Genomic DNA, 21,295 nt, shown 5'->3' on the forward strand with positions numbered 1-21,295 from the left:
TATTGCTTGGATTCATATTAGTTTCGCCTGTGGCAAATATAAAATCAAAGTAAAGCTCAAAAGCTTGCATAGTTGTGACTAAACAATAAATAAACTTTTGTCATGACATTCTGGTATGTTTGAGATCCGCCGTTAGCTGAATATCCATGACCGTTAGAGAAACCTTTCGTCGCACCAAAATTGTTGCCACCATTGGCCCCGCCACCAGTAGCCCAGAGATGCTACGCCAGCTTATCGAAGCAGGTGCAACCACTTTTCGCTTAAATTTCTCCCATGGGGTCCATGCCGATCACCATCGCAGTATTTGTAATATTCGCCAAGTATCCAGTGAACTTAACCAACCTGTCGGTATATTACAGGACTTACAAGGACCCAAAATTCGCCTTGGAGTATTTAAAGAGGGGCCAATTCAATTAAATAGAGGCGATAAGTTTACGTTAACCAGTCGCAGAGTCGATGGTACAAACGAAATTAGCTGTATTACTTACGACAAGCTTGCCGAGGAAGTGCCAATTGGAGCAGTGATTATGCTCGATGATGGCAAAGTGGAAATGGTTGTCGAAGATGTCAATGCAGATTTGGGAGATCTTTACTGCCGTGTGGTGATTGGCGGTACACTCTCGAATAATAAAGGCGTAAATTTTCCCAATGTACATTTGTCGGTTAGTGCTATGACAGACAAAGATCGTGAGGATCTTAGGTTTGGCTTGTCCGAAGGTGTGGATTGGGTGGCGCTAAGCTTTGTTTGCCATCCTGAGGATGTGCTAGAGGTTAAGGATTTAATCGCAGCTTCGGGGCGCAATGCCAGTGTGATTGCCAAGATCGAAAAGCATGAGGCAATTACTAACATGGAGGCAATCCTAGCAGTATGTGATGGAGTGATGGTGGCCAGGGGTGATTTGGGCGTGGAAATCCCTGCGGAGGATGTGCCGATCGCCCAAAAGCAATTGATCAAAACCGCCAACCGTATGGGCATCCCTGTAATTACAGCGACCCAAATGCTCGACAGCATGGTGAATAGTCCTCGTGCTACTCGTGCCGAAATTTCAGATGTCGCCAATGCGATCATTGATGGTACGGATGCGGTGATGCTTTCCAATGAAACGGCTGTAGGCAAATATCCGATTTTGGCTGTGGAGACGATGGCAAGGATCGCGGTGCGGATCGAGAGGGAGCAGGATCTAAAAATGCAGCCCATTGAAAGTATGGGGCGAGCCGTCCCCAATGCCATTAGCCAAGCGGTGGGGCGGATTGCCATGCAACTTGATGCGGCAGCGATCGTCACGCTCACCAAAACAGGCTCTACTGCCCGCAATGTCAGCAAATTCCGTCCACCGATTCCCATTTTGGCAGTGACTCCCAATGTGCAGGTGGCAAGGCGATTGCAAATGGTTTGGGGCGTGCAACCTTTAGTGATGTTGTCTTTGCCATCGGCTAGACAAAATTTTGAGGCGGCGCTAAACCTTGCTCAAGAGATGAAGCTCCTGACCGCAGGAGATTTGGTGGTAATGTCCGCAGGCACTTTACAGGATGTCTCAGGTTCCACAGATCTAATCAAGGTCGAGTTTGTGTCATCAGTGGTTGGACGTGGTTTGAGTGTCGGCTCTGGTATGGTGCATGGTCGGGCTAGGGTGGCTTTCCATCACCTTGATGTGCGTGATTTTAATAAGGGTGAGATCTTAGTCATTGATAATACTGATGCTGACTATGTGGAAGTAATTCGTAAGGCGGCGGCGGTGATTACGGAGGAGGGAAGTTTGGATTCCCATGCAGTAGTAATCGGACGCAGGCTGGGCATCCCAATCCTGATTGGGGTAAAAAATGCTACGGGCTTTATCCGTGATGGTGAACCTTTAAGTATCAATTTCCATAAAGGGATGATCTATTCTGGCTCACGTACCGATGAGTTAGCTTTTTAATATCTTTTCTAGCTTGGGTTTGAGCGCAAAGTGATGAATAATCACAGAGCCAACGTCCTAAAGACTTAGCCAGCTAAAAATCTGCTCAACCGTCAGATCCAAATCAATTCCTGTTAAAACTGGCAAGCGATCGCTATGGGTAAATTCCTTAACACGGCGATCGCCATCCACCACCAAAATACTCTCATCTTCTGCATCAAGCAGCCAGCCCAATTCAGTACCATACTCCACACAATGCAGAAGTTTACCCAAAACTTGCTTATATCGTTGATCAGGGGAAAGAATTTCAATAGCCCAATCAGGATGAATTTCAAAACGGTTAGCAATACGACCTGATGGAAGACGAGGAATTCTTTCCCAACGAAATACAGATATGTCTGGGACAATAGCTAACCCACCAAAAACACAGCGCAATTCTGGAAAAGCCTTGGCAATTTTTTGTGGTTTAGTGACTTGATTAATAGCTTCGCATAGATCTATCTGAAGTTCACTATGTTCACCTTGTGGCATTGCTTTTTGAATGATTTGTCCATGAATAAATTCAGAGGCAGGTTTAGTTTCGGGCAGTTGCAAAAACGCATCTATAGTTATGGGTTTAATTGCTGTAGTAGTCATAGCTCCATACCCTCAAAAACTAATCTAATAGTAACAGCGATCGCTTCCCCACAAACAAATCAACAAGCAAGGGGCGATCGCCATAATATTCTCAACTACTCAACACTTACCAAATTTTCCAATCTTCCCAATTGAGATTGAATATAGAAGTATCGGGAAAAGCGATCGCATTCTGATTTTGGACTAGTCTTTGTTGCAACTGGGTCAATAGCGGATTGATTCTGGGCAAACTTGCCACCAATTGATAAGGAAAAATCCCTTCAGCAAGGGCAAAAGCAGCCGTTGTGCCTGCGGCGGCTCCCACTGACCACTCATAGGAATGCACCCGATAACCTGCGGCAACAATATAACTGAAGGCAATATTTTTGCCCGAAACAATCAAATTATCAACCCTTTGCGGAATCAGCGATCGCAAGGGAATTTGTCCAGGAAAAGCCGCTCCGTGACCATTGCGAACCCCTGCTCGTTCGGTATTACCAGCCTTCTCCACAGGATATTCACTGAGGCAGGGATGGAAATCTAGATAATATTGGGCAATACCGATCGCATCAGGATAGATAGTGGAACGAGTGCGCCGAGGAATATTTTGCGGGGCAGTATTATTTCTAATGGCACTAGCGGCTTCTAAACCAGCGATCGCCTTCCATAGGCTGCGATATTGCGACTCCGAAAGATTATTGCGATATACTTCTGTACTAAAATCCACCCGCGACACATCAATTTCCGACATACTAAAGCCTTCAGGATAGCCATAGGCAGGTCTGCCGATGATCCGCCGTGACTCGCGGATATAGGGATATTTCGATAGTCCATGCATCGTTCCCATTGGTGAGTTTAAACCCGTGAGCAAGCGATGGTTGGGAAATGGCTTTTTCCAATTTGTCTTTTGCTGTGAATCAGTTGTGCCTGCTACTAGCCAATAGTAAAAACCGAGGGCAATTTCTTCACCGCTTTTGAGGGTTTCTGTGCGTAACCCGCCCATCCAGCCATGGGGTTCCAACTGCCCCGATCGCTGCAATTGTTCCCTTGTGTAAATTAGATTATCCTTGGCAGTACCTGGGCGATAGTCATTTCCCCAAACCCAGTTCTGCATGGAGATATCCCCCGCCTTCATTGGCGAAACACCAAAAGCATTCTTTTTCTGAGAATTAGAACCTTCCGTAATTGCACTCCAAATGCGGCGATAGGTAAAAATCACATCAAAATTGGCAAGATTTGGTTTGGGGTCAGAGCCGTAGTAGGGTAAGTAGCGATCGTAAAAGGGCGGCTTGGTTTGTGGTTGTGGTTCCGCAGTCTGCTCCATTGCAAAGGTATAGGTGAAGCCTTGGGTGCAGTAAGGATCATTTACAGTTACGGGGGAAGAAGGGTTGAGATGCGATCGCGGATCGATGCCCAGTCGATAGGGAACATCGGCAAGAGCAATAATTTCCCCTGTTTCCGTAGAATCAATCACAAACCAATTATTAGTTTGCGCTTTAGTTTGCGCTCTAGTTTGCGTTTTTGTTGCAGGTTTGAATTTAATCACCTGTTTGTGCAGACGGGAAGAATTTTCGTAACGATAGGCATCTTCAATAATGGCTGAAAGCGGCTCCGTATTTAGGACAGCACTATTGGGCGCAGGACGATGTTGAATGGCGATCGCACCTTCAATTAATTGGCGATCAGTAGACATTTCTAACTTTTTGATCACCGTATTTGGGAACCATTTTAATTTGCCATTCCCTTTTTGTGCCGCCTCATCAAGCATTGCCACTAGAATCTTTTGGGCAGTATTGGGAATAAAGCAGGATACACTTACCCAGCAGTCTCCTGGGTTTAACTTGCCATAGGTTTGTTCTATCCGTTTGCGAAATTCACTATAGCCTTTAGGAAAGAACCAGAGATTGCGCTGCTTTTTCGCTTCATCTAAAGCCGAAGTCCCCTGCGCGGTAATCTGTCCACCCATCCAATCTGTAATCTCGGTCATGCAGACTATGCGCCCCGCAAGGAGTGCTTCGTAGGCGGCAGCAGTACCTGCCACACCACCACCCACAATTAGGACTTCGCAATCTTCTACTACATCAGGGTTGCGTGGGGTAGATGGTGATAAATTTTGGGCGATCGCTTGATTGGGAAATAGCGTGAATATAGTGGCGATCGCTGAGGATGCAATTATTGCGCCACAGTATTTATTGAGAACTCTATGGAAATGGGAATGTCGCATACTTTTACGGTCTCTCTCTTCATTTCGAGGTGTAGATACCCCCCCAGCCCCCCTTGTAAAGGGGGGAGAATAAATTAAGTAAGGGGGATTGAGGGGGATCTCTGGAAGACTATTCTAGCAATCCTTCAATCCACTTGGGCGGATGGGGGATCGGGTTGCCAAGGCGATCTAAGACAATCCAAGCTACTAAATGCACCAGCAATTGATAGGCAAAATTACTAAAAACAATTCCCGCGATCGCAAAGGCTTGAATTGCTGCAAAATCTGGCTGCTCTAAAGAACCAAACAACTGCATTAACCAATTGAGAAAACTGGTAATTTGGACAATGGAATAATTCCACACATTTTCGCCAAGCAGCAATGACACAAACGCAAATTGGAAGCCCGTACCGATCGCCCCAATGATCGTGGCAATGCTCAGGGACCCCGCCCAAGGAAAGTTCCGTTTCCAGAGATAGCCCAATGTCACACCCACTATGCCGTGGGGAATTAGATATTGAATGCTGCGGGTGGGACCCATCAAAATTGCCAATAGTAGCGCCGTGACGATGACAGACATCCATGCAGCCCGTCCATGCCAACGCAAATAGGCGAGAGCAGTGGGTAATGGAAATAACATCCGCAGTAAAGGACCTACGGGAAAATAAAAATTAATCAGGAATAGCATGGCGGTGGTACTGGCAAGAAAGGCAGTCTCTACCATTTCACGGGGATGATTTTGTGGTGATTGGGACATACTCTAATCTTGGGCTTCCGCAATGACTTCCTGTGAATTGGTATCAGGCAGGCGGCGGCGCATGGCATAGAGCCAAACTAACCCGATGCTCCCTGCGGCGATCGCCACTAGACTTACAATTTGTGCCGTCCGCAAAGAGCCGACCATCAAACTATCAGTGCGAAGCCCTTCGATCCAAAATCTGCCGATGCTATAGGCGATCGCATAGATCATCGTGATTGTACCTGCCCTTAGCTTGGGAAATCGCAAAAATGTAATCATCAAAATCGCAAATACGCCCAAATTCCAGAGAGATTCATATAAAAAAGTGGGATGAAAGTAAGCCTCATTAATCAAATCAGGGGGGCGGCGGTTAATGGGAATCAATAGTTTCCAAGGTAAATCTGTGGGAGCGCCAAAGGCTTCAGAATTGAAGAAATTGCCCCAACGCCCGATCGCCTGTCCGAGAATTACCGCAGGCATAAAAATATCTGCCATCACCCATGTGGAAATTTTGTGGCGGCTGCAAAAAATAATAGCGGCGATCGTGCCACCAATAATTGCGCCATGAATGGCGATGCCCCCTTCCCAAATGGCAAAAGCCTTATGCCAAGGCTGACTTTGAAAGCGTTGCCACTCAAATAGGACATAGTATAGCCGCGCAAAGGGAATCGCGCCGACCACTAGCCAAATTGCCAGATCGCCGACCATTTCGGGGTCAACTTTGCGCCGCTTTGCCAGATTCTGTGCCAGGGTTGTCCCTAAGATAATTGCCGAAGCGATCAATAGTCCATACCAACGGATCGACAATGGACCAATCTCAAAGGCGATCGGTCCTGGGGAAGTAAACTCAAAAGCAAGCGGCAACAAATTCATCACTTTTTCTTTTTTTCCTATGGCGATCAAATCAAACAGAAAGGTTAGTGCATTGCGCCAACCTCTCTAATGATATCTAATGCCTGCCTGTTTGAGCCTAGCGAGAGCTTCACCAAGGCGATCGCAATCGGCAATCAGACTAATGCGGACATAACCTTCGCCGCCCTGACCAAAGGCACTACCAGGCGTGAAGACAACGCCCGTACTTTCTAATACCTTCAGAGCAAAGTCAGCCGAACTCATGCCACTGGGGACAGGAATCCATAAATACATAGTCGCATAGGTCTTGGGGATATCCCAACCCAATGCGCCCAAACCTGCAATCAAGAAATCACGGCGTTCTTTGTAGCGATCGCACACTTCTTCGAGATACTTGTCAGGCAGTTGCAAAGCGGTTTCTGCCGCAACTTGGATCGCTGAAAAAATGCCATAGTCGAGGTTAGTCTTGAGGGTGCGTAAGCCTTGGATCACATGGCGATTGCCCACCACAAAGCCCACGCGCCAGCCTGCCATATTATAGGTTTTGGAGAGGGTATGAAACTCCACGCCCACATCCTTGCCCCCTTCGATCTCTAACAAGCTGGTAGGGACATAGCCATCAAAGGCAAGCTCCGCATAACAGAGATCATGGACAAGCAGAATTTCGTATTTCTTGGCAAAGGCAACCACTTCCTCAAAAAATTCACGGGGGGCGATCGCACCTGTGGGGTTGGCGGGATAGTTGAAGTACATTACCTTGGCGCGTTTGGCGATGTCTTCAGGAATCCCCTTGAGATCAATCAGCCAATTATTTTCGGCGGTGAGAATCATCTCATAGATTTCACCACCCGCCAGTAAGGGCCCACGAAAATGGGCGGGATAGGCGGGGCTAGGCACAAGGACGACATCCCCAGGATTGATATAGGCGATCGCCAAATGCCCTAGCCCTTCCTTAGAGCCAATCAATGGCAGCGCCTCACCCTCTGGGTCAAGCTGCACGTTATAGCGGCGATGATACCAGTCAGTAATGGCACGGCGAAAACTGGCAGTACCTTCAAAGGGCGGATAGCCGTGATTTTTTGGGTTTTGCAAAGCCGCGATCGCCGAATCGATCACAGGTTGCGGGGTCGGGCCATCGGGATTACCCATACCGAGGTCAATTAAATCTAAACCTTGCTCCTTCGCTCGCAACTTCAACTCATCCAAGCGGGCAAACACATATTGAGGGAGTTTTTCTAGTCTCTGAGCAGGTTTGAGCCAAGTTTTCATCGGTATTTTGCAAGCGTATAGGTTTAGTGTCTTCACAAGACTGGCAATAGCCATAAAAGCCATAGAGATTCAATCTTACAGTGCTTTGCGCCCAAATCAAACTCAATAATTTTGGGAAAGTATTGCTTCAACGCACTTTCACCGCCTTTCACTGGGAAGGAGGCAAATCATAGCTAGAAATCAATGATATTCATTAGTACAATGAGTATTTATAGATGAATATCCATCTAAAGCCTAATATATCAAGCTAGGTATAGATTCTGCTCTATTTTGATGATTTGATAAATTGTTAACTTTTATGTCGAAAGACTTAATACAAGTTAACAATTTCTTCATACAATAATAAAAAAGAGTAAGTATTTATCCTCATCATGTCTGTTGCAGAGTTCCCTTGGCTTACCGCGATTCTCCTGTTTCCCCTAATTGCCGCCTGTGCAATTCCCGTCATTCCTGATAAGTACGGCAAAAATGTGCGCTCCTACGCGATCGCCGTGGCTTTTACAGAACTGTCCCTGATGATCTACGCATTTTGGCAGCAATACAATTGGCAAGTGCCAACACTTCAGATGGCGGAGAGCTATCCCTGGATTCCTCAGCTAGGTTTAAATTGGGCAGTGGCGGTTGATGGTTTATCCATGCCCCTGATTGTATTGACAGGTTTAATCACCACCTTAGCGATTTTTGCGGCGGGAAATGTTCAGCAAAAGCCCAGACTGTTTTACTTCTTGATGCTATGCCTTTACAGCGCTCAGATTGGTGTATTTGCGGCGCAAGATTTATTGCTATTTTTCTTCATGTGGGAATTGGAATTGATTCCCGTTTATTTGCTAATCGCGATTTGGGGGGGAAGCAAGCGACTCTATGCAGCGACAAAGTTTATTTTATATACGGCGATCGGTTCGATTTTCATTTTGGTAGCTGGTTTGGCGATGGCTTTTTATGGTGATACCGTCACTTTCAATATGGCGGAAATGGGACTGAAGCAATACCCGATCGCCTTTGAATTATTGGCCTATGCAGGTTTCTTAATTGCCTTTGGTGTGAAGCTGCCCATGTTCCCTTTGCATACATGGTTGCCCGATGCCCATGGTGAAGCTTCCGCACCCGTATCGATGGTTTTGGCAGGCGTACTATTAAAAATGGGTGGCTATGCGCTGATCCGTTTCAATATTGAAATGCTGCCCAATGCCCATGTTTATTTTGCGCCCCTATTGGCAGTATTAGGTGTAGTTGGCATTGTTTACGGCGCGATCGCTGCCTTTGGTCAACAACATCTCAAGCGCCGTCTTGCCTATTCTTCCATTTCCCACATGGGTTTTATTTTAGTGGGCTTAGCCTCCTTCAATGCCCTTGGCGTTAGTGGCGCAGTATTGCAAATGCTGTCCCACGGGTTAATTGCCGCCGCCCTCTTCTTCCTTGCTGGTGTCACTTACGATCGCACCCATACTTTAATGATGGATGAAATGGGCGGTATTGCCAAATCCATGCCCAAAGCATTCGCCCTAATGACCGCCGCCGCGATGGCATCCCTTGCCTTACCAGGGATGAGTGGCTTTGTAAGTGAGTTGCAGGTATTTCTTGGAATTACCACTAGTGATGTTTATTCTGCCAATTTCAAAACTGTCATGGTGGCGATCGCTGCCTTTGGCGTAATCATCACGCCTATCTATTTACTCTCCACCCTGCGCCAAGTGTTCTATGGCAAACCTAATCCCACCTTGCACCTTGAGCAGGTTAGTTCATATTTCACCGATGCCAATCCCCGTGAAGTATTTATCGCTGCCTGTTTGATCGTGCCGATTGTGGCGATCGGGCTATATCCTAAGCTGGCTACTCAAACCTATGATGTCAAAACCGTAGCTGTCACCGAGCAAGCAAGGGATGCCTTTAGTACTGTTGCTCAAGCCCATCCCACTCTATATTCGGCGGGTTGGGTTGCCCCCAAGTTGCCAAGTTCGCCATCCCCAACTTTGTTGGGCATCGTTGAATAATGATCGGGATTTTAAACCCAAGTCTGCGGCGATTCGATAAAATGAGTTCAGCGCTAATGAAGACTGTAATTTTATCGCGATCGCCCCTTTAATTTCCCCGTTCATGATTTTACAAAAATGGCTCTCGGTAGTTGGTATTGGTGAAGATGGTCTAGCAGGATTGAACGCGATCGGGCGATCGCTAATTGAGCAAGCAGAAATCATTTTTGGGGGCGATCGCCATTTAGCAATGTTGCAGGATCTTGATTCGAGCCATCGGCAAGGGCAACAACTGCGGCTAGCTTGGCAAGCTCCCATCGAAAAATCTGTTGCACAAATCCTGAGCTATCGAGGTAAGCGGGTTTGTGTGTTGGCAAGTGGTGATCCTCTATGGTTTGGCATCGGCACAACCCTATTGAAAAAGATTGCCATCGCCGAAATAACCATTTTGCCATCACCCTCCACATTTAGTTGGATTTGTGCGCGTTTGGGTTGGACACTCAATGAAGTAGAAACCCTGAGCCTATGTGGTCGCTCAGCCGCCCTCATCCAAACTTACATCTACCCCAACGCCAAGCTTTTAATTCTCAGCGCCAACCATAAGACTCCGCAAATCGTGGCAAATACACTCTGCGATCGCCACTTTAGCAACAGTAAAATCACTGTGTTTGAACATCTCAATGGGGTTAAAGAGCGCATCGTTACGACTACGGCAATGGAACTAGAGCATCTTGGCGCATTTGCCGATCTCAATGCGATCGCTGTGGAATGTGTGGCAAGCTTTGAGACAAGCACCGAAGCAGTATTGGCGGCAAAAACGCGATCGCGTATGGCAGGGCTACCCGATAGCGCTTATCACCATGATGGACAGCTAACTAAGCGCGAAGTCCGTGCTGTCACCCTATCCTCCCTTGCCCCCAATGCTGGTGAAATGCTGTGGGATGTGGGTGCTGGCTGTGGCTCGATCGCCATTGAATGGATGCGAAGTCATCCCCGTTGCCAAGCGATCGCCATTGAGAAGTCGCGTACCCATTTCATTACAGAAAATGCGATCGCCCTCGGCACACCTAATTTGCAAATCATCGCAGGACAAGCTCCCGATGTCTTGCAAGGTTTGCCCACCCCTGATGCCATATTTATCGGCGGTGGCGCAACCACGACAGGCTTAATGGATATTTGTTGGCAAAGTCTGCGATCTCAGGGGCGGATAGTGGCGAATGTTGTCACTCTGGAAGGCGAGCAGCAATTATGGCAATGGCAACAAAAATATGGTGGTACACTTACCCAAATAGCCATTAGCCGTGCAGAAGCGATCGGTTCATTTTTAGGATGGAAGCCAATGCGACCTGTTACGCAATGGCAGGTTATTAAGCTTGTTTAGCGTGAGAGACTTCTCAAACAAGCTCTAGAAAAAATATAAATTATGTCCAATATCCAGACTTTACCGCTTGAAGTTGTGCATCTCATCGCCGCAGGGGAGGTGATTGACTCGCTGGCGGCTGTCGTGCGGGAGCTTGCGGAAAATGCGATCGATGCTCAAGCTAATCGGATTGTGGTTAACGTTTGGACAGATTCCCTGTCGATGCAGGTTAGCGATAATGGTTGTGGCATGGCGATCGCCGATCTTATGCAAGCCGCCACACCTCACTCCACCAGCAAAATTAGTAATGCGGCAGATTTGCGCCAAATCCGTAGTCTTGGCTTTCGCGGTGAAGCCCTCTATAGTCTTGCCCAGCTTGCCGATCTGAGTATTTGTAGTCGTCCCAAATTAGAGCCTGTGGGCTATCAGGCGCATTACGATCAATCAGGCGCAGTTAATGAACGTCCAAAAGTAATCGCGATCGCCACAGGGACAGTCGTTACAGTTAAACAGCTTTTCAAACGCTATCCCAATCGCCAACAGTCACTGCCTAGTGCCGCGCAGCAAATTCGTAAAGTCCAGTTACAGGTGCAGCATATGGCGATCGCCCATCCGCACATTAGTTGGCAGATCTATTTAGATGATCGCGATTGGCTCTCGATTTGGGCAGGGGCAAATGTTAGCGAGATTTTGCCGCAAATTGTCAATTCTATTCAGCCCTACGATTTATTGTATAAACACTTTGACTTCTTCCCTAACCACTCTCTTCATCAGAACCCTGAAACGCAGATAGAGAATCAGAGAGAGTCTATTACCATTACCCTCGGCTTACCCAGTCGCATCTCTCGCCCTCGCCTTGATTGGCTCAAAATCATTCTCAATGGTCGCGTAATTAATTTCCCTGAACTAGAGCAAATAATTTTAGCTAGTTTAGAGAGAACCTTGCCGCGCAATCGCTTCCCCATCTGTATTGTGCAGTTAGATCTTCCCTGCGATCGCATCGATTGGAATCGACATCCTGCCAAAACTGAAGCATATATTCAAGACTTAGCGGCATTGCAAAGTCGACTTAAGGAATGCTTAGCGGAAATGCTGAAAATACCCAATACACCTGTCACCTATACCAATGCCACTAATGAGCTATTAAGAGCCGCCGAGCGCAAAACTGCCTATCTAGTTCCTGCAAAACGTGAGAATTTCAATCAATCTCATCCTTCCATCAAAGCGATCGCCCAAGTATTGCGGACTTATATTTTGGCAGAACATGCAGGGGGGCTTTGGTTAGTGGAACAGCACGTTGCCCATGAAAGGGTAATTTTTGAGCGCATTGAAGCCCAATGGCAGGTGGTTGAAATTGAGCAGCCAATTTTGTTGAAAAACTTAGATGATGATGGTGTGGCAAGGTTGCAAGCGCTGGGGCTAGAGGTTGTCGCTTTTGGAACGCAGATTTGGGCGGTGCGATCGCTGCCTGAAATATTGGTTGGGCATAGAGATTGCGAATTGATCCTACGAGAGATGAGTCAACAGGATGATCCCACCCTAGCGAGAGCTACCGCCGCTTGCCGCAGTGCCATTCGCAATGGTGAAGTTTTAGATCTCGCAACGATGGGCGATCTGCTTAGCCAATGGCAACAAACCCGCAATCCCCATACCTGTCCCCACGGTCGTCCCATTTGCCTAGCGATCGATCAAACCGATCTTGCCAAATTTTTTCACCGCAATTGGCTAATCAAATAAACAGATCAAAGAAACTAACTAAAGATAATCTCCAGCAGCATTCAAGCATTTAACAGCAATTGGTATAGATCAGGACGGCGATCGCGAAAGAATCCGAAGGAAGCTCGATTTAGCCTAACAATATCCAAATCAAACTCAGCCGTAATTACTCCCTCTTCTATATCGTTGAGCTCTGCCACCTTATCACCACGCTGATCAGCAATAAACGAATGTCCATAAAAAGTTTGACTGCCCTCCAAGCCAATGCGATTAGCTGCCGCCACAGGGATCACATTGCTCACCGCATGACCGATCATCGCCCTTTGCCAAGGATCTTTAGTGTTTAAATTTGGCTCCTCTGGCTCTGACCCGATCGCCGTTGGATAAAGCAAAATTTCTGCACCCATCAGCACCATTGCCCGCGCACATTCAGGAAACCATTGATCCCAGCAAATTCCTACACCAATCTTGCCAAATGTGGTATCCCAAACCCTAAAGCCCGTATCGCCATTGCGGAAGTAGAACTTCTCTTCATAACCAGGTCCATCGGGAATATGACTTTTGCGATATACACCTAACATTGCACCATCGGCATTAATCATTGCCAAACTGTTGTAATAAACCTGACCCGATCGCTCAAAAAAAGAAACAGGAATCACCACCTTCAATGCCTGTGCCAACTGTTGAAAATGGGCAATTGTCGGATGATCGGCAACAGGATAAGCCCAATCGAAGAAGCGATCGCGCTCCTCGCGACAAAAATAAGCACCTTCAAATAGTTCTGGTGGCAAGATCACCTGCGCTCCTTGATGCGCTGCCTTGCTCACCAATTCCGAGATTTTAGCAACATTTGTCGCCCTATCCGCATTTAGAAATGCCTGAATTACGGCAATCTTGACAGTCTTAGATGATGGCATCAGTACTTACAGCGCTTTGCGCTGACATAAAGCTCAAGTTTTGCATACATCAAGTTTTGCATAAATAGGGCTGTACCTTATTTGCTCAAAATTAATTTTCCCCATTAATTTTCCCCATTAATGTTGGCAAGTTACAAAGCAATCTTTACAAGCTACAGACAAGCTACATACAAGCTACAATTGTCTCATTGCCTAGCTGTCAGCCATGAAGCAACTAGTAATTATCCTAATTCAACTTTACCGCATCCTAATTTCACCATTATTTCCGCCCAGATGTCGTTTTCAGCCGACTTGCTCCCAATATGCTCTCACGGCGATCGAGCGATTTGGACTCATTACAGGCGGCACAATGGCAACTAAACGAATCCTACGCTGCCATCCTTGGCACATCGGTGGCTATGATCCAGTGCCACAAAACTCTCAAGAAGAAGTGTAAGAGATGGCTTAGCCATGTCTTAAAAAACGTTTAGGAATTACTTTCTGCGGTCAAAGGTTTTCATTCTCATTAAATTTCCCGATCGTTAATAAGCCTGTTGCCAATGAACCCATATAGGCTAATAGGAATCCGAAAAAAGCATCTTCCACGGCTTGCCAATGCGGTGCATTGCTAAATCCAGTTCTCGGTACATCAGTCAATATAACTTGCAGGTTTGAGTAACATCTAGAACCCTGTTTGAATCCATAACAATTGGCGGGAGAAACTAATAAGGTAGCGAGTTGCAAGGACAAAACCATACCGAATATCCAATATTTAATATGTCTGAACTGATATTTTTTACGCCGATTTTGCCAGCTAGCAACCCAACATATCAGCAGGATAATTCCATAGAATGGCATTAGTAAAAATAGATAGAAAATCCAGCCAGCGATCGTATTGGAAACCACTAAAAACAGAATGCAGCTTACAACAATATAGACTGTGAGGAGCAAAGCAAATTTGATCATGGTTTTATGGGAAGTTGGAATGCAGCTTTTACAGACTCTTGGATCATGCTTAAAGGCAGATTATGCGATCGCGCTAATTTGGCACAGTCTTCATATTCAGGCTGCACCGTGCAGAAACCATTACGCCAGGCAATTTTGACCCTAGCATTACCATATTCGGTGGTCACTTCCTGAAGTTCACGCTGGAGGATTTGCCGCTCTTGCTGACGCACCCGAATGCCTAGGGTGCTAGTTTCTTGAAAGAGAATCTGTTCGCAAATAGCTTGGCGATCGCAGGGACAAATCACCGTAATTAAGATGCCATGACGTGATTTTTTCATGGTAATTGCTTGGGTATAGACATCCAGCGCCCCCTGTGATAGCAACTGCTCCATAGTGTAGGCGATCGCTTGGGCGGTCATATCATCCACCTGTGTCTCCAAAATACTAATCACTTCGGAGGTGGGTGCAAATTCTGAATCTTCCCAAATCAAATCAGCAGCTTGCAGAGCTAAGCTTTTTTTTTGCTAGAACCAAGCCATAGACGCAAAATGTTAGGGATTTCTAAGTCTTGACTGCCAGCCCCCAAGCCGACTTTTTTGATGGTCATTAATGGGACTTCGCCAAAACTCTCGCTAATTGTAACAGCGATCGCTGCCCCTGTGGGCGTGACTAACTCTTTTCTGATGCCATTGTCAAAGGTCATGACGGCGTGAGTTTCCCATAACTTGAGGGTGGCAGGGGCAGGCACGGGCATAATGCCATGCTCGCAATGCACATAGCCGCCCCCCGCAGGCAATGGTGAGCAGTAAATCTGCTCGACCCCTAAATAGGCTAAGCCTGCACAGGTACAAACAATATCCACGATCGCATCCAGCGCCCCCACTTCATGAAAATGTACCTGTTCGGGGGCAATGCCATGCACCAATCCCTCCGCGATCGCCAATTCTCGAAATGTGGCAATGCTCCATATTTCCACCTGTTTGGGCAGTTTAGCATTACGGATGATCTGCTCTATTGCGGGCAAATGACGATGGGCTTTATGAATTTGAGGAATAACTGCATGGGCATGGTTAAGCTCATGATCATGGGAATGCGGGTGATCATGATGGTCATGGTGATTATGATCATTATGATCATCGACTACTAAGACTTGGACATCTGATTCAAATACCGATAGAGCCGCGATCTCGATCGTTTCCTTATCAGGGTCGCGATCGGCAGCTATAGCCTTTACTATTTTCTTAGGTGGTTCACTAGGTTTTGGTTGCGGCTCTGGTGCTGGGCTTTCTAGGATTTCAACGTGCATTTTTAAGGCTTCGATGCCCCTGCGCTTAACTGTTTCTGTCCATAATTTCACCTGACTCTCTAGCCCTAGTTTCTGCACAACGTCCTGCAAATATTCTAAAGGCACACCCGCATTAACCAATGCACCCAAACACATATCCCCTGCGATTCCTGTCGGGCAGTCCCAATAGGCAATGGTTCCCATAGTGATCTCTCTCTTTTTTTGCAAATTGTAGCTTTTTTTTGCGTAAGTCCCAACTGATAAAGAAGAGCCGTGCCTTGCGTGGATCTTCTTTATAAATTTGCAATTGCGTTGCGTTGCCAGCGATCGCGCTTAATTCTTCGTAGCGCCGAGCCTGTAAACCTGCGTTCCCATTCAGCATCGGTCATATTTGCCAAATCCGCCAATGGTGGATCGATGTTATGGTCAAAGGGCTGAAAATCAGTTTCCGCCGTCTCTTGGGCAAAGCGTTGATTCCAAGGGCAAACATCTTGGCAAATGTCACAGCCTGCAACCCAATTGTTGAGATTAATCGCCTCAGGGATCACCTCTGCCCTGTTCTCAATGGTGTGATAGGCAATACAACGATTGGCATCTACCACAAAGGGCTGGGCGATCGCCCCCGTTGGACAAGCATCAAGGCAACGGGTACAAGTGCCACAATGCTCCGTATGGGGTTGATCAGGCTCCAATTCTAAATTGGTCAGAATTTCTCCTAAAAATAACCAAGAACCATATTCGCGGCTAATCACATTACTATGCTTGCCGATCCAACCGATCCCCGCCCTCTGTGCCAAGGCTTTTTCAGCGATCGGTCCTGTATCCACATAATACCTTGCCTCAATATTTTCCCCTTGGGCAGTTAGCCAATGTGCCAAAGCCTTGAGTTTCTTTGTCAATACCTTGTGATAATCACGCCCCCAGCCATATCTAGATATTTTGCCCACAGCGCGATCGCCCGAATGTTGATGAGGTGTGTAATAATTCAGCGCCACACAAATTACCGACTTCACCCCCGCCATTACCTGCGTAATATCTTGACGCTTAGGATTTGCCATCCATGCCATATCCGCCTGATAGCCAAGATCGAGCCAAGCTTGCAGATGTGCTGCCTCCTGCCCCGTCTCCGCTTTCGTAAAGCCAATCTTACTAAACCCTAATTCCTGAGATTTCGCAGCGATCGTCCGCTTCATTGCCTCCACAAACTAACCTCCCCCCAACCAACCAAAAAAGCCCCCTTTCTTGCCTTTATCATCCTTAGATTTTGCCTGTCTATTACCAGCCACATTGGGCATAGTACCACTTACCTGATCAATATATTGCAGCGCTAAAGGCTCATTAGGATTCAACTTTAAAGCCTGTTGAAAACTAACCTTAGCCATCCCCGCCAACTTTTGATTGAGATACACAAACCCCAAAAGAGCGTGACACTTACTGTTATTGCAATCAATTTGGATCGCCGCCCGCAACTCCTTCAGCGCCGAAGCCCATAGCTGCTGTTGAATATAACTTTCCGCCTGACGGATATAATTATCAAGCGCCCCTGAACTTACCCGCCCAGCCCCAGTATCTTTGGGCTTAGAGCCATTATCACTTCGCATTTGGTAACTGCCTTGATAGCCGCCTTGATAGCTGCTGCCATAGCTATTTGATTTTGTCGTTCCAGTATCACCAGCAGTCCGATCCCCATTGCTATTTAAGCCATAACCTTTACTATCCTTCCTATCAACCCCATTTTTAGCATTTCCATTAATAGCAGTATCATCGCTATTAAGATCACGGCTAACCTGACTACCACCACCCGTATTAAGTCCAGCGTTTGAGCGACTGTTATAACTAATTACTTCACCACTATGACGATACCCTTCCTGCAACAAGATGTAAACTAAATTTAGTTCACTAAGTAAGCCAATATTCTCTATGGCTTCGGTTAGATTTTGATACTGAATTTTGGCAATTTCATTAATACTCTGTTCATAACTTGTCGCCTGAGCAGACAAAAGTAATTGCTTAGCAATCTCAGACTGTGGCTCAAACCTTTGATTGCGTTTCATCAGCCGCTTACCCAACAACTTGAGAATTGCGTAATATTCAGTGCGCTCTCGCTCTTGTGATAGCACATCATAGGCAGGGTTGACTAATTTAGACAGGTATTGGGTCGCAATTAGCTTTTCTTCATCAGTACGCCCATGCACATCGGGATGCAGACATTTTGCAATACTCAAATATCGTTTACGCACATGGGATGCTGGCGCTGTTAGTGGTAATCCCAAAACAGCATAATAATCGTTGAAATCATATTGACCGATGCCTCGTTCAATCCGAAAAGTTTTGGGATGTGCCACTATCTAACCTCACTATCAAACTAAATTTGCGTCAATATACCAATTCACAAAAGCGTAATCAAACCTCTGCAAACCATAAACTAAACCCAGTCATGACTCTCAAATTAGGGGAGCTGTATCAGGAAATGCGATCAACCATGGGAGGGGTAGGAAAATCCCAAAAATCAACTGAAGTTTAGCAAGTTTTAGAAGGGCAATGCAGTCTGATTTAAGCAATTTTAACTATTCCTTAGCTAATCTTAATTAAATTACAGCCTATTGCGGCTTTGAGTAATACAGATAAATTTTAGAAAGCGGCGCTTTCTAAATCTGCTTTGGGTTTAAATCAAGCGCAAGGCTCTGTAAAACAGAAATATTTTTTGTTTAAGTTATTGCTTGGCGCTGTAGTTGATAAATTTTCAGAGCCATATAAATAATACCTGATTTAGATATTGCTTTTATGGTAAATTCTAAAAACAAAAAACGAGTGGCAGCGCGGGGCGGTGCTACTCGTTTTTATATGGTTTATAAAAAATACTCCCAAAAGTGTTGTTATATTTTCGTGAGTTGACAACTAAACCCAGTATTGATGTCCTCAGTTGAGCATCTCAACTTCAAGATTATTGCCGCATGGGCATCTTGCCCACTTCAATAACTAGATGGCTGCAAAGTTGGCTGCAACAAACTCCCAGTTGATCAAATTCTCAACAAAGTTGGTCATGAAGTTAGGACGACTATTTTGGAAATCTAGATAGTAGGCGTGTTCCCACACATCCATTGTCAATAGTGGTACTTGACCTTCATGGATCAAGGGATTTTCGGCGTTGGGGGTTTTGGTGATTTTCAATGAGCCGCCTTCAGCGACAAGCCATGCCCAGCCACTACCAAATTGAGTTGCCCCAGCATTTTTAAATTCGGTTTTGAAGTTGTCTAGGCTGCCAAAACTGGCGTTGATGGCTTCTAATAATTCACCAGTGGGCGATCCACCACCCGCAGGTTTGATCCCATTCCAATAAAATGTGTGATTCCAAACTTGGGCGGCATTGTTAAAGATGCCAGCTTTGCCTTCTTTATAGCTGATCTTGATGATATCTTCTAGAGACTTATCAGCAAGGTCAGTATCTTTGATCAGGTTGTTTAGATTGTCAACATAGGCTTTATGGTGTTTGCCATAGTGAAAGGATAGGGTTTCCGCAGACATACCCGAAGCAGCTAGAGCATCTTGGGCGTAAGGTAGGGGTGCTAGTTCAAATGCCATTGTTTTTTATTACCTTTTAAAGTCAGAATTGCTTTCTCAGCTTTAAGTATTGTTACAATTATATAATGATTCGGGTTGAATTAGAAACTAGTAAAATTTTGGAAAGTGTTGCAAATCCGCCATCTCCAAAAAGTTTCATGTCATTTGACGGATCAGCGGTCTATGGGATTATTCATAAACTGTAGCTGAAAATACAAAAATTAAATTTGCGTAATAATGGTCTTTACCCATGAAAAAGCGCGAGCTGTTGATAACTGGAGTGACTGTATTTGGTGGTGCTTGGCTATGGCAGTTTTTCAATAACCATGAAGATCTCCCACTTGCCAGTACAAATCAGCTAATTGCTGCCAGTCCTCCCGATCAATCTACAAATAAGTCCACAAGTCAATCTAAGAATCAATTGGTGAATAAAGTTATGAAAACTGAGGCAGAATGGCAACAGGAGCTAACTCCTGAGCAGTTTTATGTGTTGCGGAAACATGGTACAGAGAGAGCTTTTACTAGTCCCCTTGATAAAACCTACGATAAGGGGATCTATTATTGTGCGGGGTGTAATCAGGCTTTGTTTACTTCAGATACTAAGTTTAATAGTGGCACGGGGTGGCCTAGCTTTTTTGATCCTATTGAGGGGGCGATCGCCACTAAGAGCGACAATACTTTTTTTATGCGCCGCACGGAAGTCCATTGCAGCCGTTGCGAGGGGCATTTGGGTCATGTGTTTGATGATGGCCCACGCCCGACGGGTAAACGCTATTGCATGAATGGCGTGTCGCTTAGGTTTGAGCCTGCTCAGGCTTGACACTAAATTGCCTTGCATTCACGGCTAAATAACAGAGGCTTTGCGAAAATCGACCAATCTGATCTTTGCAAGGTCTTTGTTATTGGGGAACAGTGCAGAGCTGCTCAGTATCAAGATATCTTTGCGCTGATTGGCAGTCTTGGTGAATTTGTGATTGCAGCGCATCTAGGGACTCAAATTTTTGTTCGGGACGGATAAATTGCTTTAACTCAACGTTGAGCCTTTGACCATAAATATCCCCTTGCCATGCAAATAGATGTACTTCCAGCGATCGCAGATTGCCGTTAACCGTTGGGCGCATCCCGATATTCATTACCCCACTTATGTATGGGTGGGCATTATTTATCAGTACCTGTACAGCATAGACCCCATCGCGGGGTAAGCATTTTGCTTCGGGTATGGCGATATTGGCGGTGGGGAAGCCAATTGTCCTGCCTAATTGCTTGCCATAGACAACTTCACCAAGAAGATTGTAAGGACGACCAAGGAGCGCATTGGCAAGGTCAATATTTCCTTCGGCAAGGGCTGCGCGAATGTTAGAACTGCTGATGCGTACTGCTTGGTTCGATGTCCCCACATTCATAGTCTGCTCAGGGATCACCGTGAGGCGATCGCCCCAGATCTGCTGCAAGTCATTGATGCTGCCCTGACGTTGCTTGCCAAATCGAAAATCACAGCCCACGCTGATCATTTCTACCTGCATTGATTTAATCAAAATTTGCTGAATAAATTCAGCCGCCGTGAGTTTGGCGAGTGCCGCATTAAAGGGCAACAATACTAATTGCTCTACGCCTAAATCTGCTAATAATGATACTTTCTCTTCAAAGGGGGCTAGTAGTTGACGCGGTTGGTTGCTAAAGAATTCTTGAGGGTGCGGGGCAAAGGAGACAACGGTGCTGGTCAAGTGGCGATCGTCCAAGGCGGTAGGCAAAATTGGGGCAATTACGCGGCGATGTCCTATATGCACGCCGTCAAAATTGCCTAGGGCGATCGCCGTTGGGCGGGAAATTTCGGTTGGGTCAAAAATTATTCTCACACTTAATATTTTGACACAATTCATGGATTTACATTACTATTCAAAGCCGCAATGGGCTGTAGTGATTATAAATATTGTCAAGAGGCAGTTAGGCTGCTGCTGGTGCAAAGGTTTTAAACTTTTGTCA

Annotated in this window: 19 protein-coding genes; 6 read left to right on the forward strand and 13 right to left on the reverse strand. The window is 46.0% G+C overall.

The features are described 5' to 3' along the window. Positions 1 to 146 precede the first annotated feature (146 nt). Positions 147 to 1,919 carry a pyruvate kinase gene (gene pyk / locus H6F44_RS05740; protein ID WP_190350001.1) on the forward strand — a complete coding sequence of 591 codons (1,773 nt, stop codon included), beginning with the start codon at positions 147 to 149 and terminating at the stop codon, positions 1,917 to 1,919. Positions 1,920 to 1,976: 57 nt separating this feature from the next. On the opposite strand, the gene H6F44_RS05745 is transcribed toward pyk, so the two are convergent. From H6F44_RS05745 to H6F44_RS05765, 5 genes are all read right to left on the reverse strand, one after another. Then, on the reverse strand, positions 1,977 to 2,534 hold the full coding sequence (locus H6F44_RS05745; RefSeq protein ID WP_190350002.1) for a Uma2 family endonuclease: 558 nt from the start codon (positions 2,532 to 2,534) through the stop codon (positions 1,977 to 1,979). A 106-nt stretch (positions 2,535 to 2,640) separates the two neighbouring features. Next, positions 2,641 to 4,737 carry an FAD-dependent oxidoreductase gene (locus H6F44_RS05750; RefSeq protein WP_190350003.1) on the reverse strand — a complete coding sequence of 699 codons (2,097 nt, stop codon included), beginning with the start codon at positions 4,735 to 4,737 and terminating at the stop codon, positions 2,641 to 2,643. Positions 4,738 to 4,846: 109 nt separating this feature from the next. Continuing rightward, positions 4,847 to 5,473, reverse strand: a complete 627-nt coding sequence (locus H6F44_RS05755) for a DUF2232 domain-containing protein (protein WP_190350004.1) — start codon at positions 5,471 to 5,473, stop codon at positions 4,847 to 4,849. Positions 5,474 to 5,476: 3 nt separating this feature from the next. Beyond that, a complete protein-coding gene (gene lgt / locus H6F44_RS05760; RefSeq protein WP_190350005.1) occupies positions 5,477 to 6,328 on the reverse strand; it encodes a prolipoprotein diacylglyceryl transferase in 852 nt (283 codons plus the stop codon). 66 nt (positions 6,329 to 6,394) lie between these two features. Then, positions 6,395 to 7,576, reverse strand: a complete 1,182-nt coding sequence (locus H6F44_RS05765) for an aspartate aminotransferase (protein WP_190350048.1) — start codon at positions 7,574 to 7,576, stop codon at positions 6,395 to 6,397. 371 nt (positions 7,577 to 7,947) lie between these two features. Between H6F44_RS05765 and H6F44_RS05770 the strand changes: the two genes are divergently transcribed. From H6F44_RS05770 to mutL, 3 genes are all read left to right on the forward strand, one after another. Beyond that, positions 7,948 to 9,567 carry an NAD(P)H-quinone oxidoreductase subunit 4 gene (locus H6F44_RS05770; protein WP_190350006.1) on the forward strand — a complete coding sequence of 540 codons (1,620 nt, stop codon included), beginning with the start codon at positions 7,948 to 7,950 and terminating at the stop codon, positions 9,565 to 9,567. A gap of 103 nt (positions 9,568 to 9,670) precedes the next feature. Beyond that, complete coding sequence (gene cbiE / locus H6F44_RS05775; protein WP_199302010.1) at positions 9,671 to 10,927, forward strand: precorrin-6y C5,15-methyltransferase (decarboxylating) subunit CbiE; 1,257 nt, start codon at positions 9,671 to 9,673, stop codon at positions 10,925 to 10,927. Positions 10,928 to 10,969: 42 nt separating this feature from the next. After that, complete coding sequence (gene mutL / locus H6F44_RS05780; RefSeq protein ID WP_190350007.1) at positions 10,970 to 12,643, forward strand: DNA mismatch repair endonuclease MutL; 1,674 nt, start codon at positions 10,970 to 10,972, stop codon at positions 12,641 to 12,643. Between the two features lie 41 nt (positions 12,644 to 12,684). Here the strand turns inward: mutL and aguB are convergent, their stop codons facing one another. Beyond that, positions 12,685 to 13,539, reverse strand: coding sequence for an N-carbamoylputrescine amidase (aguB, locus tag H6F44_RS05785; RefSeq protein WP_190350008.1), 855 nt, complete (start codon positions 13,537 to 13,539; stop codon positions 12,685 to 12,687). Between the two features lie 205 nt (positions 13,540 to 13,744). Between aguB and yidD the strand changes: the two genes are divergently transcribed. Next, a complete protein-coding gene (gene yidD, locus H6F44_RS05790) occupies positions 13,745 to 13,975 on the forward strand; it encodes a membrane protein insertion efficiency factor YidD (protein ID WP_190350009.1) in 231 nt (76 codons plus the stop codon). 50 nt (positions 13,976 to 14,025) lie between these two features. On the opposite strand, the gene H6F44_RS05795 is transcribed toward yidD, so the two are convergent. From H6F44_RS05795 to H6F44_RS05820, 6 genes are all read right to left on the reverse strand, one after another. Continuing rightward, positions 14,026 to 14,484, reverse strand: a complete 459-nt coding sequence (locus H6F44_RS05795; protein ID WP_190350010.1) for a hypothetical protein — start codon at positions 14,482 to 14,484, stop codon at positions 14,026 to 14,028. Then, positions 14,481 to 14,957: a nickel pincer cofactor biosynthesis protein LarC2 gene (gene larC2, locus H6F44_RS05800; protein ID WP_199302011.1), complete on the reverse strand. Its 477-nt coding sequence runs from the start codon at positions 14,955 to 14,957 to the stop codon at positions 14,481 to 14,483. Before larC2 ends, H6F44_RS05795 begins: the two co-directional genes overlap by 4 nt. Before the next feature lie 17 nt (positions 14,958 to 14,974). Further along, a complete protein-coding gene (gene larC / locus H6F44_RS05805; protein ID WP_190350011.1) occupies positions 14,975 to 15,955 on the reverse strand; it encodes a nickel pincer cofactor biosynthesis protein LarC in 981 nt (326 codons plus the stop codon). A gap of 89 nt (positions 15,956 to 16,044) precedes the next feature. Beyond that, complete coding sequence (gene queG / locus H6F44_RS05810; protein ID WP_190350012.1) at positions 16,045 to 16,944, reverse strand: tRNA epoxyqueuosine(34) reductase QueG; 900 nt, start codon at positions 16,942 to 16,944, stop codon at positions 16,045 to 16,047. A gap of 12 nt (positions 16,945 to 16,956) precedes the next feature. Continuing rightward, entirely contained in the window at positions 16,957 to 18,096 is a 1,140-nt protein-coding gene (locus H6F44_RS05815; RefSeq protein ID WP_190350013.1) for a J domain-containing protein, read from the reverse strand. A 634-nt stretch (positions 18,097 to 18,730) separates the two neighbouring features. Next, positions 18,731 to 19,333: a superoxide dismutase gene (locus H6F44_RS05820; RefSeq protein ID WP_190350014.1), complete on the reverse strand. Its 603-nt coding sequence runs from the start codon at positions 19,331 to 19,333 to the stop codon at positions 18,731 to 18,733. 229 nt (positions 19,334 to 19,562) lie between these two features. Here H6F44_RS05820 and msrB point away from each other — a divergent pair, with 229 nt between their 5' ends. Beyond that, positions 19,563 to 20,132, forward strand: coding sequence for a peptide-methionine (R)-S-oxide reductase MsrB (msrB, locus tag H6F44_RS05825; protein WP_190350015.1), 570 nt, complete (start codon positions 19,563 to 19,565; stop codon positions 20,130 to 20,132). A gap of 79 nt (positions 20,133 to 20,211) precedes the next feature. Here msrB and H6F44_RS05830 read toward each other — a convergent pair whose 3' ends face one another. Then, a complete protein-coding gene (locus H6F44_RS05830; RefSeq protein ID WP_190350016.1) occupies positions 20,212 to 21,192 on the reverse strand; it encodes a bifunctional riboflavin kinase/FAD synthetase in 981 nt (326 codons plus the stop codon). Between the last annotated feature and the right edge of the window lie 103 nt (positions 21,193 to 21,295).

It is taken from the genome of Pseudanabaena cinerea FACHB-1277, assembly GCF_014696345.1.
GTDB classification, from domain to species: domain Bacteria; phylum Cyanobacteriota; class Cyanobacteriia; order Pseudanabaenales; family Pseudanabaenaceae; genus Pseudanabaena; species Pseudanabaena cinerea.